This window comes from Kutzneria chonburiensis (assembly GCF_028622115.1).
Taxonomy (GTDB): Bacteria; Actinomycetota; Actinomycetes; order Mycobacteriales; family Pseudonocardiaceae; genus Kutzneria; species Kutzneria chonburiensis.
In genome coordinates this window covers 889,669-902,826 of record NZ_CP097263.1, presented here as the reverse complement: position 1 = coordinate 902,826, position 13,158 = coordinate 889,669, and the positions used below count along the sequence as shown (strand labels likewise).

General features: G+C 69.4%; 17 protein-coding genes and 1 pseudogene. 11 read left to right on the top strand and 7 right to left on the bottom strand.

Annotation, left to right across the window (positions count from 1 at the left end; all coding sequences use genetic code 11):
- Nucleotides 1-6: 6 nt before the first annotated feature.
- The 8 genes and pseudogenes from M3Q35_RS04310 to M3Q35_RS48750 all read left to right on the top strand — a co-directional run bounded on the left by M3Q35_RS04310 (nucleotide 7) and on the right by M3Q35_RS48750 (nucleotide 6,302).
- Nucleotides 7-747 carry an enoyl-CoA hydratase family protein gene (locus tag M3Q35_RS04310; protein ID WP_273940289.1) on the top strand — a complete coding sequence of 247 codons (741 nt, stop codon included), beginning with the start codon at nucleotides 7-9 and terminating at the stop codon, nucleotides 745-747.
- A 2-nt stretch (nucleotides 748-749) separates the two neighbouring features.
- Complete coding sequence (locus M3Q35_RS04305; RefSeq protein ID WP_273944245.1) at nucleotides 750-1,592, top strand: CoA transferase subunit A; 843 nt, start codon at nucleotides 750-752, stop codon at nucleotides 1,590-1,592.
- Entirely contained in the window at nucleotides 1,589-2,263 is a 675-nt protein-coding gene (locus M3Q35_RS04300) for a CoA-transferase subunit beta (protein ID WP_273940288.1), read from the top strand. The genes M3Q35_RS04305 and M3Q35_RS04300 overlap by 4 nt, the downstream gene beginning before the upstream one ends.
- Entirely contained in the window at nucleotides 2,250-3,338 is a 1,089-nt protein-coding gene (locus tag M3Q35_RS04295; RefSeq protein WP_273940287.1) for an NAD(P)H-dependent flavin oxidoreductase, read from the top strand. Before M3Q35_RS04300 ends, M3Q35_RS04295 begins: the two co-directional genes overlap by 14 nt.
- A complete protein-coding gene (locus M3Q35_RS04290; protein WP_273940286.1) occupies nucleotides 3,335-3,757 on the top strand; it encodes a pyridoxamine 5'-phosphate oxidase family protein in 423 nt (140 codons plus the stop codon). Before M3Q35_RS04295 ends, M3Q35_RS04290 begins: the two co-directional genes overlap by 4 nt.
- A gap of 108 nt (nucleotides 3,758-3,865) precedes the next feature.
- On the top strand, nucleotides 3,866-4,573 hold the full coding sequence (locus M3Q35_RS04285) for a S1 family peptidase (RefSeq protein ID WP_273940285.1): 708 nt from the start codon (nucleotides 3,866-3,868) through the stop codon (nucleotides 4,571-4,573).
- Nucleotides 4,573-5,277 carry a S1 family peptidase gene (locus M3Q35_RS04280; RefSeq protein WP_273940284.1) on the top strand — a complete coding sequence of 235 codons (705 nt, stop codon included), beginning with the start codon at nucleotides 4,573-4,575 and terminating at the stop codon, nucleotides 5,275-5,277. Before M3Q35_RS04285 ends, M3Q35_RS04280 begins: the two co-directional genes overlap by 1 nt.
- A 45-nt stretch (nucleotides 5,278-5,322) precedes the next feature.
- Nucleotides 5,323-6,302, top strand: a pseudogene (locus M3Q35_RS48750) (aldo/keto reductase).
- On the opposite strand, the gene M3Q35_RS04265 reads toward M3Q35_RS48750, so the two are convergent.
- The 3 genes from M3Q35_RS04265 to M3Q35_RS04255 all read right to left on the bottom strand — a co-directional run bounded on the left by M3Q35_RS04265 (nucleotide 6,290) and on the right by M3Q35_RS04255 (nucleotide 7,708).
- Nucleotides 6,290-6,892 (bottom strand): UdgX family uracil-DNA binding protein, encoded by a 603-nt coding sequence (locus tag M3Q35_RS04265; RefSeq protein ID WP_273940282.1) that lies wholly within the window; start codon nucleotides 6,890-6,892, stop codon nucleotides 6,290-6,292. The pseudogene M3Q35_RS48750 and the gene M3Q35_RS04265 sit on opposite strands and share 13 nt — an antisense overlap.
- Before the next feature lie 76 nt (nucleotides 6,893-6,968).
- Nucleotides 6,969-7,337, bottom strand: coding sequence for a DoxX family protein (locus tag M3Q35_RS04260; protein WP_273940281.1), 369 nt, complete (start codon nucleotides 7,335-7,337; stop codon nucleotides 6,969-6,971).
- A gap of 62 nt (nucleotides 7,338-7,399) precedes the next feature.
- Nucleotides 7,400-7,708 (bottom strand): transglycosylase family protein, encoded by a 309-nt coding sequence (locus M3Q35_RS04255; protein WP_337960560.1) that lies wholly within the window; start codon nucleotides 7,706-7,708, stop codon nucleotides 7,400-7,402.
- Nucleotides 7,709-8,020: 312 nt separating this feature from the next.
- Here M3Q35_RS04255 and M3Q35_RS04250 point away from each other — a divergent pair, with 312 nt between their 5' ends.
- Together M3Q35_RS04250 and M3Q35_RS04245 are read left to right on the top strand one after the other, a co-directional pair.
- On the top strand, nucleotides 8,021-8,644 hold the full coding sequence (locus M3Q35_RS04250; protein WP_273940280.1) for an SRPBCC family protein: 624 nt from the start codon (nucleotides 8,021-8,023) through the stop codon (nucleotides 8,642-8,644).
- Between the two features lie 270 nt (nucleotides 8,645-8,914).
- On the top strand, nucleotides 8,915-9,469 hold the full coding sequence (locus M3Q35_RS04245; protein WP_379794759.1) for an ATP-dependent Clp protease proteolytic subunit: 555 nt from the start codon (nucleotides 8,915-8,917) through the stop codon (nucleotides 9,467-9,469).
- Nucleotides 9,470-9,613: 144 nt separating this feature from the next.
- On the opposite strand, the gene M3Q35_RS04240 is transcribed toward M3Q35_RS04245, so the two are convergent.
- Genes M3Q35_RS04240 through M3Q35_RS04225 form a run of 4 tightly spaced genes read right to left on the bottom strand, consistent with a single transcriptional unit; the run spans nucleotide 9,614 to nucleotide 12,356 of the window.
- Nucleotides 9,614-9,997 carry a hypothetical protein gene (locus M3Q35_RS04240; protein ID WP_273940278.1) on the bottom strand — a complete coding sequence of 128 codons (384 nt, stop codon included), beginning with the start codon at nucleotides 9,995-9,997 and terminating at the stop codon, nucleotides 9,614-9,616.
- A 32-nt stretch (nucleotides 9,998-10,029) separates the two neighbouring features.
- The gene (locus M3Q35_RS04235; protein WP_273940277.1) at nucleotides 10,030-10,416 is read right to left on the bottom strand and encodes a hypothetical protein; all 387 of its coding nucleotides are present in this window, start codon (nucleotides 10,414-10,416) and stop codon (nucleotides 10,030-10,032) included.
- A gap of 32 nt (nucleotides 10,417-10,448) precedes the next feature.
- Nucleotides 10,449-11,333, bottom strand: coding sequence for an oxygenase MpaB family protein (locus tag M3Q35_RS04230; protein WP_273940276.1), 885 nt, complete (start codon nucleotides 11,331-11,333; stop codon nucleotides 10,449-10,451).
- A 3-nt stretch (nucleotides 11,334-11,336) separates the two neighbouring features.
- On the bottom strand, nucleotides 11,337-12,356 hold the full coding sequence (locus tag M3Q35_RS04225; protein ID WP_273940275.1) for an LLM class F420-dependent oxidoreductase: 1,020 nt from the start codon (nucleotides 12,354-12,356) through the stop codon (nucleotides 11,337-11,339).
- Between the two features lie 40 nt (nucleotides 12,357-12,396).
- Between M3Q35_RS04225 and M3Q35_RS04220 the strand changes: the two genes are divergently transcribed.
- Nucleotides 12,397-13,068 (top strand): GntR family transcriptional regulator, encoded by a 672-nt coding sequence (locus M3Q35_RS04220; protein WP_273940274.1) that lies wholly within the window; start codon nucleotides 12,397-12,399, stop codon nucleotides 13,066-13,068.
- Nucleotides 13,069-13,158: the final 90 nt, after the last annotated feature.

Genomic DNA, 13,158 nt, shown 5'->3' with positions numbered 1-13,158 from the left:
GTGCCGATGGGCATCTCCAGCAGCCACACCGGATCCGGCGTCACGGTGATCACGATCGACTATCCGCCGGTGAACGCCGTCCCGGTCCGCGGCTGGTTCGACCTGGCCGACGAGCTGACCGCCGCCGGGCGGCGGCCGGACACGCACGTCGTGGTGCTGCGGGCCGAGGGCCGGGGCTACTGCGCGGGCGTGGACATCAAGGAGATCCAGCGCACCGAGGGCTTCGACGCGCTGATCGGCGCCAATCGCGGCTGTGCGGCCGCGTTCGCCGCGGTCTACGACTGCGAGGTGCCGGTCATCGCCGCGGTCAACGGTTTCTGCCTCGGCGGCGGCGTCGGTCTGGTCGGCAACGCCGACATCGTCGTGGCGGCAACGGATGCCAGCTTCGGACTGCCCGAAGTGGACAGAGGGGCGCTCGGCGCGGCCACCCACCTGGCCCGGCTGGTGCCACCGCATCTGATGCGCGCCCTGTACTACACGGCCCGGCGGATCTCGGCCGAGGAGCTGCACCACCACGGCTCGGTGTACGAGGTGGTGCAGCCGGACAAGCTGGACGCGGCGGCGATGGCGCTGGCCGAGGAGATCGCGGCCAAGGACACCCGGGTGATCCGCTGCGCCAAGGAGGCGCTCAACGGCATCGACACCCAGCACGTGCACCGCAGCTACCGCTACGAGCAGGGCTTCACCTTCGAGCTGAACCTGTCCGGCGTGTCCGACGAGGCACGGCGGGCCTTCCTGGAGGGATGACAGTGCGGGACAAGCGGATGAGCGCCGCCGAGGTGGCGGCCGAGCTGTCCGACGGGATGACCGTCGGCATCGGCGGCTGGGGCTCGCGGCGCAAACCGATGGCCCTGGTGCGGGCCATTCTCGACTCGCCCGTGCGGGACCTGACCGTCGTCTCCTACGGCGGCCCGGACGTCGGTTTGCTGTGCGCCGCCGGCAAAGTCCGCCGGCTGGTGTTCGGTTTCGTCTCCCTGGACAGCATCGCCTACGACCCGTGGTTCCAGCGAGTCCGCCAGCAGGGCGGTATCGAGGTCCGCGAGTACGACGAGGGCATGCTCTACAGTGGACTGTTGGCGGCGTCCCACCGGCTGCCGTTCCTGCCCATCCGGGCCGGCCTCGGCTCGGACGTCATGCGGGTCAACCCCGACCTGAAGACCGTGCGATCTCCTTATGACGACGAGGAACTGGTCGCCATGCCGGCACTTCAGCTGGACGTGGCGCTGATCCACCTCAACCGGGCCGACCGGCACGGCAACGGCCAGTACCTCGGCCCGGACCCGTACTTCGACGACCTGTTCTGTCTGGCGGCCAAGCGCCGTTTCCTGTCGTGCGAACGGATCGTGGACACCGCCGAGCTGGACGGGCCGCCGCAGTCGCTGCTGACCAACCGGATGATGGTCGACGGCGTGGTCGAGACCCCCAACGGCGCGCACTTCACCTCCTGCGTGCCCGACTACGGCCGGGACGAGAAGTTCCAGCGCCACTACGCGAAATCCGCCGCCGACCAGGAACTCTGGCCATCCTTCGTGGACCAGTTCCTGTCGAGGGGCGAGACTGGCTACCAACTCGCCGTGCAGGGGATGTCATGAGCCGCATAGACGTGTGCGTCGCCGCCTGTGCCGACCTGTTCCTCGGCGCCGGCGAGATCCTGGCCAGTCCCATGGGGTTGATCCCGCAGCTGGGCGCGAAACTGGCCCGGCTGACCAGCGAGCCCGATCTGCTGATGTCCGACGGCGAGGCGTACCTGTTGGGCGAGCACGGGATCGAGGGCTGGCTGCCGTACCGCAAGGTGTTCGACGTGGTCGCCCACGGCCGCCGGCACGTGGTGATGGGGGCCAACCAGCTGGACCGCTTCGGCAATCAGAACATCTCGTGCATCGGCGACCACGACAAGCCGACCCGGCAGCTGCTGGGCTTCCGCGGCGCGCCCGGCAACACGGTCAACCACCGCACCAGCTACTGGGTGCCCAAGCACAGCAAGCGGGTGTTCGTGCCGCGGGTGGACGTGGTCAGCGGCGTCGGCCATGATCGCGGCTTCCACAACGTGCACCGGGTCGTGACCGACCTGTGCGTACTGGACTTCGCCACCCCGGACGGCTCGATGCGGCTGGTGTCAACCCATCCCGGCGTCACCGTCGAGGAAGTCCTGGACAACACCGGCTTTCCGCTGGACGTGGGCGAGGCCGGCACGACCCGCGAGCCCACGCCGCAGGAGCTGGAGCTGATCGACAAGCTGGATCCCGACCATGCTCGACACTGACCTCACCCGCCTCACCGGCGTACGGCATCCGGTGGTGCAGACCGGCATGGGCTGGGTCGCCGGGCCGAAACTCGTCTCGGCCACGGCCAACGCCGGCGGCCTCGGCATCATCGCCTCGGCCACGATGACGCTCGAAGAACTCGACCGAGCGATCACGGAAACCAAGCAGCGAACGGAGAATCCGTTCGGCGTCAATCTCCGCGCCGACGCGGGCGACGCCGTCGACCGGGTCGAGCTGCTGATCAAACACGGCGTCAAGGTGGCATCCTTCGCGCTGGCGCCGAAAAAGGACCTGATCAGCAGGCTCAAGGACCACGGCATCGTGGTGATGCCGTCGATCGGCGCGGTCCGGCACGCCGAGAAGGTCGCCGCGTGGGGCGTCGACGCCGTCGTCGTGCAGGGCGGCGAGGGCGGCGGCCACACCGGCGCGGTGGCGACGACGTTGCTGCTGCCCAGCGTGGTCGACGCCGTGGACATCCCCGTCGTCGCGGCCGGCGGCTTCTACGACGGTCGCGGCCTCGCCGCCGCCCTGGCCTACGGCGCGGCCGGCATCGCCATGGGCACCCGGTTTCTGCTGACCAGCGACAGCCCGGTGCCGGACGAGGTCAAACAGCTCTACCTCGTAAGAGGTCTGGACGGAACGGTTGTTACAACCAAGGTTGACGGCATGCCACACCGAGTGCTGCGCACCGAACTCGTGAACCGGTTGGAGCAGTCGGGACGGCTCCGGTCGCTGGTCAAGGCGCTGGCCAACGCCCGCAAGTTCAAGGCGCTGACCGGGATGAGCTGGCGTGGCCTGATCAGCGACGGCCTGCGCATGAAACACGGCCGGGAACTGAGCTGGTCTCAGGTGATCATGGCGGCGAACACGCCGATGCTGCTGCGCTCCGGTCTGGTGCAGGGCAACACCGACGCCGGTGTGCTGGCCGCCGGCCAGGTGGTCGGCGTGCTCAAGGATCTGCCAAGCTGCGAGGAACTGATCACCGGCATCGTCGCGCAGGCGACCACGGTGATCGACGGACTGGCCGGAGGAACACGATGGCAGAACAGCGGCGTGGCCGACGCATCGCCATGAGCGACACGGAACTCGACGACTTCCTCGGCGAAGAACGCACCTGCCGGGTGGCCACCGCCGGCGCCGACGGCCCGCACCTGACCGCACTGTGGTTCCTGTGGCACGACAAGACGCTGTGGCTGACGTCGATCACCCGGGCCAAGCGCTGGGCCCAGCTCAAGAAGGACCCCAAGGTGTCGGTGCTGGTCGACGCCGGCCACGACTACGGTGAGCTGCGCGGGGTGGAGCTGCGCGGCGAGGTCGAGTTCGTCGGCGAGGCGCCGCGCACCGGCGAGCACGTGCCTGAGCTGGTCGAACCGGAGAAGTTGTTCGCCGCCAAGTACTTCGGCCTCGACCAGATGTACCACGACGGCCGGCACGCGTGGCTGCGCCTGTGCCCGCACACCATAGTCTCCTGGGACTTCCGCAAACTGGGGTAAAACGGCGGAAAAGGTACCGACGATCGTCGGGTGCCGCCGCCGCTCACACGGGGCTAGCTTTCGGTTACGCACGACTGTCCCTGCCAGTCGCCGAAAGGTGTCTTTCCCATGCGTAAATCCCTCGTCGCCGCCACGATCGCCGGCGCCGCCCTGGCCGCGGGCCTTGCCGCCGCGCCGGCCTCGGCCGGCGTCAACCCGAACATCATCGGTGGTGGCGCCGCCAGCAACATCCCCTACGGCGCCCAGATCTACTGGACCAACGCCGGCTCCGGCAACGGCTTCGAGTGCTCCGGCACGATCATCGCCCCGCAGTGGGTGCTGACCGCGCGGCACTGCCAGAACAACCCCGGCATGTACGTGCTGGTCGGCAGCCTGAACCTGGGCCAGGGCACGCGGGCAACCGTCGACCGCCAGGTTCCGTCGCCCAACGGCGACATCCTGCTGGTGCACCTGACCACGTCGATCAACACCACCTACAGCCGGCTGGCCAGCTCCGACCCGGCCACCGGCAGCACCAACCAGATCTACGGCTGGGGCCGCACCCAGGGCAGCAACCCGCCGTCCCCGGTGCTCAAGACGGCCAACGTGCGCGTGACCGGCCACAGCTCGGACGCCTTCGGCGGCAGCGCGATCGCCAGCGTCGGCATCAACGGCGCGGCGTGGCACGGCGACTCCGGCGGCCCCGAGGTCTTCAACGGCCTCCAGGTCGGCGTGTGCTCGACCGGCAGCAACAGCGGCTCCAACCCCCAGGGCACGCAGAACTACGCCAGCGTCGCCTCGAGCCGTTCGTTCATTCGCAGCACCGCGGGGGTGTGATGCGCGGGTCCGTAGTGGCGGCCGCGCTCGTCGGCGCGGCCATGCTGGCCGCGCCGGCGATGGCCTCGGCCTCGGTGAGCCCGAACATCATCGGCGGCACGCAGGTGAGTTCGGCCCCGTGGGGCGCACAGGTCTACTGGAACAGCGGCGGCAGCGAATTCGACGGATTCGAGTGCTCCGGCACGATCATCGCGGCGCAGTGGGTGATCACCGCCCATCACTGCCAGAGTGCCTCGGGCATGCACGTGAAGATCGGTGACGTGCGCTTCGACCAGGGCACGAACGTGGCCGTGGACCGGCAGGTCACCTCGCCCAACGGCGACATCGCGTTGCTGCACCTGGCTTCCCCGGTGCAGACGACGTACATGCGGCTGGGCAGCGCCGATCCGGCCACCGGCGCCACCAACCAGATCTACGGCTGGGGCCGGACGCTGAACCAGAGTCCGCCGTCGCCGGTGCTGAAGACGGCCAACGTCCAGGTGACCGGGCGCAGCACCGACGCCTACGGCGGGCGGGCCATCGCCAGCCGCGGCATCAACGGCGCGGCCTGGCACGGCGACTCCGGCGGCCCCGAGGTCTCCAACGGCCTCCAGGTCGGCGTCGCCTCGACCGCCGGCAACAGCGGGTCCGACCCGCACGGCATCCAGAACTACGCCAGCATCGCGGCCAGCCGCAGCTGGATCCGGTCGACGACCGGAGTGTGAGAACGTCGACGGGGTCGCCTGCGGGCGGCCCCGTCACGTACTTAGATGGACGCCATGGAGTACACACACCTCGGCAGGACCGGGCTGTCCGTCTCGCGACTGTGCCTGGGCACCATGAACTTCGGCGGCCAGACCGACGAGGCCACCAGCCACGGCATCATGGACGAGGCGCTGGACAACGGCATCAACTTCTTCGACTCGGCCAACGTGTACGGCGGGGAGGCCGGCAAGGGGGCGACCGAGGAGATCATCGGCCGCTGGTTCGCCTCCGGCGGCAACCGCCGCGAGCGGACCGTCATCGCCACCAAGCTCTACGGCGCCACCGGCGACTGGCCCAACGAGGGCAAGCTGTCCGCGCTGAACATCCGCCGCGCCATCGACGCCTCGTTGCGCCGGCTTCAGACCGACTACGTCGACCTGTACCAGTTCCACCACATCGACCGGGCCACGCCGTGGAAGAGCTGTGGCAGGCCTGCGAAACCCTGGTCACGCAAGGCAAGGTGCTCTACTTCGGCTCGTCCAACTTCGCCGGCTGGCACCTGGCCGTCGCGCAGGCCGAGGCGGCCAAGCGCAACTTCCTCGGCCTGGTCAGCGAGCAGTCGCACTACAACCTGCTGACCCGCGAGGTCGAGTTGGAGGTGCTGCCGTCGGCGCAGGCCCACGGCATCGGCGTGATCCCGTGGAGCCCCTTGGCCTCCGGTCTGCTGGGCGGTTCGGTGCGTGGGCAGCGCGAGGGCAAGCGCCGGTTCAGCGACTTCCTGGCCAAGACCTTGGAACGCAAGCGTGAACAGCTCGGCCAGTGGGAGGACTTCGCCGAGAAGCTCGGGCACCAGCCCGGCGACCTGGCCCTGGCGTGGCTGCTGCACCAGCCGGCGGTGACCGCGCCGATCATCGGCCCGCGCACCCCGGAGCAGCTGGCCGGCGGCCTGAAGTCCGTGGACATCACGCTGTCCGAGGACGACCTGGCGACGATCGACGAGATCTTCCCGGGCTACAAGACCGCGCCGGAGCACTATTCCTGGTGACGAGCGACGACCGTGAGGTCGGCGACCAGCCCCTGGTACGCCGCCTCACGGTCGGGCGCACGCAGCACCGCCGACGGGTGCACGGTCGCCACCGCCGGTATCCCCTGCGCCAGCTCGACGATCCGCCCGCGTTGCTCGGTGAGCCGGAAATCCTTGCCCAGCAGGGCCGATGCCGCCGTGACGCCGAGGAACACGACCAGCTTCGGCTTGACGCGGTCCAGTTCGGCCAGCAGCCACGGCTTGCAGGCCGTGATCTCGCCCTGGCTGGGCTTCTTGTGGATACGGCGTTTGCCGCGCTCCGGCAGCGTGAACTTGAAGTGCTTCACGGCGTTGGTCAGGTAGACCTCGGCCCGGTCGATGCCCACCTCGGCCAGCGCCCGGTCCAGCAGCCTGCCGGCCGGGCCGACGAACGGCTCGCCGGCCACGTCCTCACGGTCGCCCGGCTGCTCGCCGATCATCATCACCCGCGCCGTGCCCGGCCCGTCACCGAACACCGTCTGGGTGGCGTCCTTGTAGAGGTCGCAGGCCCACCTCGCTGACGCTCGGCGGGTCTGCGACCCAGGTCCCTGTGCTGAATGGTGCCCTCGCAAGCTCGGTCACACCCGCGGCAGTCGGCGGCGGCCCGGCGCAGTGCGGCCAGGCCGCCGCGCGGCGGGACGACGGCCGTCATATCGAGGCCAGCAGCCCGCCGAAGATGGCCAGGTTCTTCAGGAAGTGGATCCGTTCCTCGGGGTCGCCGGACTCCCAGATCCGGTGGCCGACCAGCGTGGTCGGCACCAGGTCGGCGGCCAGCACGAGCGAGGCCAGCCGCGGCAGCCGCCCGACCGTGAGCAGCGCGCCGCAGCCGAGCTTCACGCACGCGTCGACCTTGGTCAGCGTCATGGCGTCGGTCGGAAACCAGTCCGGCAGCACCTTGCGGTAGCGCTCGATCATCGGCTCCGCGTGCTTGGCGATCGGCGCGGGGTCCTTCAGCGTGGCCCACGCGTTGGTCACGAACGTCGCCGCCAGCATCGGCCTGGCCAGCGTTTTCAGCATCGTCGGCCTCCTTGTCGGGTCGCCGGTGGGGTAGCCCGCCGACGACCCGACAAACGTTGGCGTCAGTGCAAGCCACACCTTCGGGCGCAGTTGGCCCACGGCTGCCAGCCGCGCTGCCGCCACAGGGCCAGCGCCTTCGCGTCCTGCACGGCCGGGGCCGCGCGGTGCGGGTAGCCGGCGCCGCCGAGGCCCTGCCAGGTGCGCAGGGTGAACTGGTAGGCGCCGTACTCGCCGTTGCCGCTGTTCAGGTCGTAGCGGTTGCCGGACTCGCAGCGGCGCAGCTTCAGCCAGTCGCTCGTGCTCGGATCGGCCGATGCCGGCGCGACGGCGAGCAGCATCAGCCCGCACACCGCCGCCGCCAGCGCGGCCATCCTCAAACTTCGTCCTGGTGCCATGGGCCGGACGTAAGCAGAGCTCAGCGGGCGCCACCACCGGTGCCCGACCCCGGTCACGGACCGTCATCACTCGGTCCAGCTACCGACAAAACGCCCATCGCGACGGTTCCTCGAAGATCGTCTTTCGCTCCCACCGCATTTCCGGGATCCCTTGCCGCACTACCAGAAGCGCGCCACGGCCGCCCGATATGCTGCGGCCGGGACCGGCGATCAACTTCACCCGTACGGCAACGATTACCCTAAACCCAGTCATTGCTTATATAAGCCTCTGCTGATAATTTGTCGGCCATGTTCGACGTGAAGCACCAGATCAATGCCGTCACCCGTCAGGTCGGCAACCGGACGCTGGACGCGGGCGAGGCCCGCATCGTCACCATCAGCCAGACGTACGGCACCGACATCGACGACCTGTGGGACGCCGTCACCACGGCCGAGCGCATCCAGCGCTGGTTCCTCCCGGTCAGCGGCGAGCTCAAGCTCGGCGGCCACTACCAGTTCGAGGGCAACGCCGGCGGCACCGTCACCGCGTGCGACGCGCCGCGGGCGCTGGACGCCACGTGGGAGATGGGCGACCAGGTCAGCTGGATCGAGCTGCGGCTGAGCGAGGTCGACGGCGGCACCCGGTTCGAGCTCAACCACATCGCCGTCATCGTCGAGGAGTGGGACAGCTACGGCCCCGGCGCCGTCGGCATCGGTTGGGACGGCGCCGTGCTCGGCCTGGCCATGTACCTGTCCACCGGCGCCGGCATGGCCCCCGAGGAGGCCGCCGCGTGGATGGTCTCCGACGAGGCCAGGGAGTTCTACACCGCCAGCGGCCGGTCGTGGATCGAGGCCGACATCGCGTCCGGCACCGACCCGGCCAAGGCCAAGGCCGGCGGCGACCTGGCCATCGGGTTCTACACCGGGCAGTGATATTCCCCGCCAAATACAATTCCGCCGATGGCGAACGGAAATTGCCACGACACGCCGTCAAGGCGGTGCGCGGTCACGTTGTCGCAGCTCAGAGCGGTCGACAAGGGCCGACGTACTGCTGTGGGCGAACACGGCCGTGCCGCCCAACTCCGCCGCGATCCGCTCGGCTAGAGTAGCGGCCAGGAATCAGAAGTCCTGGCTTTCAAGAAGAGGCGGACAGAAGTGGAACACCACGCCAACATGGACCTCGTGGCGCGAGCCTCGTCCGGGATGAACCTCACCGACTCGGTCTACGAGCGCCTGCTCCGCGACCGGATCATCGTGCTCGGTTCCGAGGTCGACGACGACGTGGCCAACCGGATCGTCGCCCAGCTGCTGCTGCTGACCGCGGAGAACCCGGAAGAGGACATCCGGCTCTACATCAACTCCCCCGGCGGCTCGGTCACCGCGGGCTTCGCGATCTACGACACCATGCAGTTCGTGCAGCCCGACGTGCAGACCTACGCGATGGGCCTGGCCGCGTCGATGGGGCAGTTCCTGCTGTCCTCCGGTGCCCCCGGCAAGCGCTACGCGCTGCCGTACGCCCGGATCATGATGCACCAGCCCTCCGGCGGCGTCGGCGGCACCGCCTCGGACATCAAGATCCGCGCCGAGGTCTACGCGCTGTGGAAGAAGGAGCTGGCCGAGATCACCGCGCGCCAGACCGGCCAGCCGGTCGAGAACATCATCCGCGACGGTGACCGCGACCGCTGGTTCACCGCCAAGGACGCGCTGGCCTACGGCTTCATCGACCACGTCATCGAGCGGTCCCCCGACCGCGTGTGAGAGACGCGATCCTGGGAGCCCCATGTCTGCGGAAAGCGCAGACATGGGGCTCTTGTCGTGTTTTGTGGGGCTCGCGCCCCACACCCCCAGGCAGGGCGGGCTTCGCCCCCTGCACCCCCAATTCGGTGCACCAGCACCGTGCCCTCACAACCTCCGGTGCCACCACGGTTCGTCCCTGGCCGCGAAGGGATCGTTCGCCGTGTTGGCCAGGTAGATCTCGTCCAGCGGTCGTATCAGTTCGCGCAGTTCACGGGCCGCCTGCCGGGGCAGCGCCCGCAGCGCATCCTCCAGCCGGTCGCGGAGCTCGTACGGGAAGTCCCATCCGCCGGTCCGGTAGCGCACGTGATGCGGCCGCCGAACGGCGTCGCCCCAGAACTTCAACGCCAAAGCCACTTCACCCGGGAACTTCTCCCAGCGGCTGACCGCACCGACCAGCCGAGCCGAAGCCCGCGGCAGTCCGCGCACGTGACGGGTCTCGCTGCGGCGGACTCGACCGTCCCGCAGCTCACGGGGCCGCCTACGCGGCATGGCCCTTTCGGTTGATCGTCATAGGCACGACCCTACGACCTCGTGCGCCGGGACCAAGCCGGGGCGTTCGAAGGGGCGGCTGGATCGGGCACGGTTCGCGCTTCGTAGAGCTCATCCAGCGGGGCGACCATCGCCCCCAGTTCACGCGCCAACGGTGGCGGCAGCGCCCGCATGGCGGAGTCGAGGGTCTCCCGGGCCGTGATCACGAGCCAGTCGCAGTGGTCGCAGCCAGTGAGTTCCCACCGTCCCTGCACGTTGAGTCGCCAGTTGCGCAGCGCGCCGCCGACTGAATCGAAGCCGTTGCGCTCCAACGCCGCGACGGCCGTCAGCAGGCGAGCGGAACCACGCGGCAGGCCGGGCGGCTTCTTCTTGACGTCGCTGCGGCGGAACCGCAGCTCACTCGGGCGCCTACGCGGCATGGCCCTTTCGGTTGATCGTCATGCCGCCAACCCTACCGCCGTAGCAGCGACGGGTCGATGTCCGCCGGCGGCTCCCCCGCACCCATCTCGGACGGGTCGTAGCCGGTGGGATATCCCGGATAGGTCCGGTTCTTGGGGTCGTTGGCCAGCTTGGAATGCCGGCGGGGCGGCAACTCCCGGACGACGGCGGAGCGGAAACGGACGCCGGCCTCGGACAGGGCGGTGAGCCAAGGGGGCGCGGGAGGGAAGCCGAAAGCGTCCAGGAGGGGGCGGTCCATCAAGGACCGGAGGGCGGGGCGGATCAACGGCCGTGAAGCGGGCGGATACCAGGAGCAGAAGAGCTCGAGGGTGTACCGGCCGATGGCGGCATTCGTTGCGGTGTACGTGAAGTGACGACGTTCGAAGTCCACATTGAACTGTTCGAACTCGGCATAGCCGGAGGGGATGGAGCGGATGCCCATGCGGGCGCCGACGGCGCGGTAGAAGTGGAAGGCGGCGAGGCGCTCGTGGGAGGACAAACGCCGCCAACCGAAGCGGTCGAGCCAGCGGACGGGCTCGAAAACGAAGGTGGACAACACATACAGCATGTCGTCGTTGCTGATGCGGAACCGGTTGTGCGCGCGGTTGATCGACCGCAGGGCGGCCTTGCCGCGAGGCGAGTCGTAGCCGTGCTCCATCATCTCGGCGATGAGCAGCGCGGTGTCGTCATAACGACGTTGCGGCCGCAGCTCGAACTCGCGGGTAGCGGCGAGCAGCGTGGAGATCGACGGCACGCAGTACGTGCGGAACAAGGCGAACTCCATCGACCGCTGGTAGTCCCACGGAAACTCGAAACCCGAGGACAAGCGGTAGATCTCCTGGTGGTCACGCTCGGGATCCAGCGACAAGATGTGCCTGAGGTTGTCCCAGCGGCCCACGACTCACCCCAACCACTCGCGCACGGTACGAACGTCGGCCACCGGATCGGGCCCGACCGGGGTCACGTTGAGCATGGTCACGCCGGCCTCGCGATAGGCCTCGACGCGCTCCTTGACGTGTCCGGCCGGCCCGACCAGCGAGCTCAGCTCCAGGAACTCGGCCGGCACCGCGGCGGCGGCCTCGTCCTTGCGGCCGGCCAGGTACAGGTCCTGGATGGTCCGGGCCTCGTCCTCGTAGCCGTACCGGCGCATGAGGTCGTTGTAGAAGTTGCGGTCCCGCGCGCCCATACCGCCGACGTACAGGGCGATCGACGCGCGGGCGATGTCCCGCAGCCCGGCGACGTCGTCGCCGATGGCCAGCAGCCCGCCGGCCACCACGTCCAGGGGTGCCTCCACCGTGCGACGAGCCCGGCCGGCGGCCAAAGCCTTGCCCCACACCGCGGATGCCTTCTCCGGTAGGAACAACGTCGGCAGCCAGCCGTCGGCGATCTCGGCGGTGAGCTCGACGTTCTTGTCCCCCAACGAGGCCACGTAGATCGGGATGGAGTCCCGCACCGGCCGGGTCAGCAGCTTCAACGGCTTGCCGAGGCCGGTGCCGCCGGGCAGCGGCAGCGGGTAGATGCCGTCGTTGCTGATCACCTCACGACGCCAGATGCGCCGGCACAGGTCGACGACCTCGCGGGTACGGCCGAGCGGCTTGTCGTAGCGGACGCCGTGCCAGCCCTCGATCACCTGCGGCCCGGACGCGCCCAGCCCGAGCAGGGCCCGCCCGCCGGAGACGGCGTCGAGACCGGCGGCGGTCTGCGCGATCAGTGCCGGGGTACGGGAGTAGATCGGCAGGATCGCCGAGCCGATCAGCAGCCGCTCGGTACGCGCGGCGAGGTAGCCCATCAGCGTCGGCGCGTCGAAGCCGTAGGCCTCGGCCACCCATACGGCGTCGAGGCCGGCCCGTTCCAGCGCGACCACCTGCTCCATGAGCCGGATCGGGTCGCCGGCGTACTGCAACGGCACGCTGAGCCGCATATCAGGCCTCCTCGATGGGACCGCGCATATAATATATCTTATGGCCAGGCCTCTGTCGTCCCGTCCGCAGCTGTCCGACGAGGTCGCCGCGCACCTCCGCGAGGCGATCATGTCCGGCGCGCTCCAGCCCGGGCAGTTCGTCCGCCTCGACGCGGTCGCCGCCGAGCTGGGCGTCAGCGTCACGCCGGTCCGCGAGGCACTGCTGGCGCTGCGCGGCGAGGACATGGTCGAACTGGAGCCCCGCCGCGGCTTCGTGGTCAGCCCGCTGTCCCGCCGGGACGTCAAGGACATGTTCGGGCTCCAGGCCGAGCTGGCCGCCCAGCTGATCGGCCGGGCCACCACGCTGATCAGCGAGCAGCAGCTGGCGCACGTGGCCCAGGTCGCCGACGAGCTCGCCGCGGCCGAGGGCCACCAGGAGCTGTCCACCCTGGAGTACGAGTTCCACCGCCTGATCAACAAGGCCGCCGGCTCCCGGAAACTGGCCCGGTTCCTGGACATGGCCAGCCGCTACACACCGGCCCGGGTCTACACCGCCGACCCCGAGTGGCGGGTGCAGGTCGTGGCCGACCACGCCGCCATCGTCGCCGCGTTGCGGGCCCGAGACGCCAACGCAGCTCGCGAGGCCGTCTACCGACACGTCAAGGACGGCGAACGCCGCCTGTTGCGACATCTGGACGCCGTCGGCATGTGGACCCCGGGCACGACCGGGTGAAAGTGCCGACCGTCGCGGACTTTTCGACCGAGGCATACTCACCGCCGACCAGGCCCGATCGTGTTCCACATGCTGGGAGCCGGGACTTTT

Coding starts and splice junctions, on each gene's coding strand:
- M3Q35_RS04310 (WP_273940289.1), top strand. CDS start 7: ATGGGCATCTCCAGCAGCCACACCGGATCCGGCGTCACGGTGATCACG.
- M3Q35_RS04300 (WP_273940288.1), top strand. CDS start 1,589: ATGAGCCGCATAGACGTGTGCGTCGCCGCCTGTGCCGACCTGTTCCTC.
- M3Q35_RS04295 (WP_273940287.1), top strand. CDS start 2,250: ATGCTCGACACTGACCTCACCCGCCTCACCGGCGTACGGCATCCGGTG.
- M3Q35_RS04290 (WP_273940286.1), top strand. CDS start 3,335: ATGAGCGACACGGAACTCGACGACTTCCTCGGCGAAGAACGCACCTGC.
- M3Q35_RS04285 (WP_273940285.1), top strand. CDS start 3,866: ATGCGTAAATCCCTCGTCGCCGCCACGATCGCCGGCGCCGCCCTGGCC.
- M3Q35_RS04280 (WP_273940284.1), top strand. CDS start 4,573: ATGCGCGGGTCCGTAGTGGCGGCCGCGCTCGTCGGCGCGGCCATGCTG.
- M3Q35_RS04260 (WP_273940281.1), bottom strand. CDS start 7,337: ATGCTGAAAACGCTGGCCAGGCCGATGCTGGCGGCGACGTTCGTGACC.
- M3Q35_RS04255 (WP_337960560.1), bottom strand. CDS start 7,708: ATGGCCGCGCTGGCGGCGGCGGTGTGCGGGCTGATGCTGCTCGCCGTC.
- M3Q35_RS04250 (WP_273940280.1), top strand. CDS start 8,021: ATGTTCGACGTGAAGCACCAGATCAATGCCGTCACCCGTCAGGTCGGC.
- M3Q35_RS04245 (WP_379794759.1), top strand. CDS start 8,915: ATGAACCTCACCGACTCGGTCTACGAGCGCCTGCTCCGCGACCGGATC.
- M3Q35_RS04240 (WP_273940278.1), bottom strand. CDS start 9,997: ATGCCGCGTAGGCGGCCCCGTGAGCTGCGGGACGGTCGAGTCCGCCGC.
- M3Q35_RS04235 (WP_273940277.1), bottom strand. CDS start 10,416: ATGCCGCGTAGGCGCCCGAGTGAGCTGCGGTTCCGCCGCAGCGACGTC.
- M3Q35_RS04225 (WP_273940275.1), bottom strand. CDS start 12,356: ATGCGGCTCAGCGTGCCGTTGCAGTACGCCGGCGACCCGATCCGGCTC.
- M3Q35_RS04220 (WP_273940274.1), top strand. CDS start 12,397: ATGGCCAGGCCTCTGTCGTCCCGTCCGCAGCTGTCCGACGAGGTCGCC.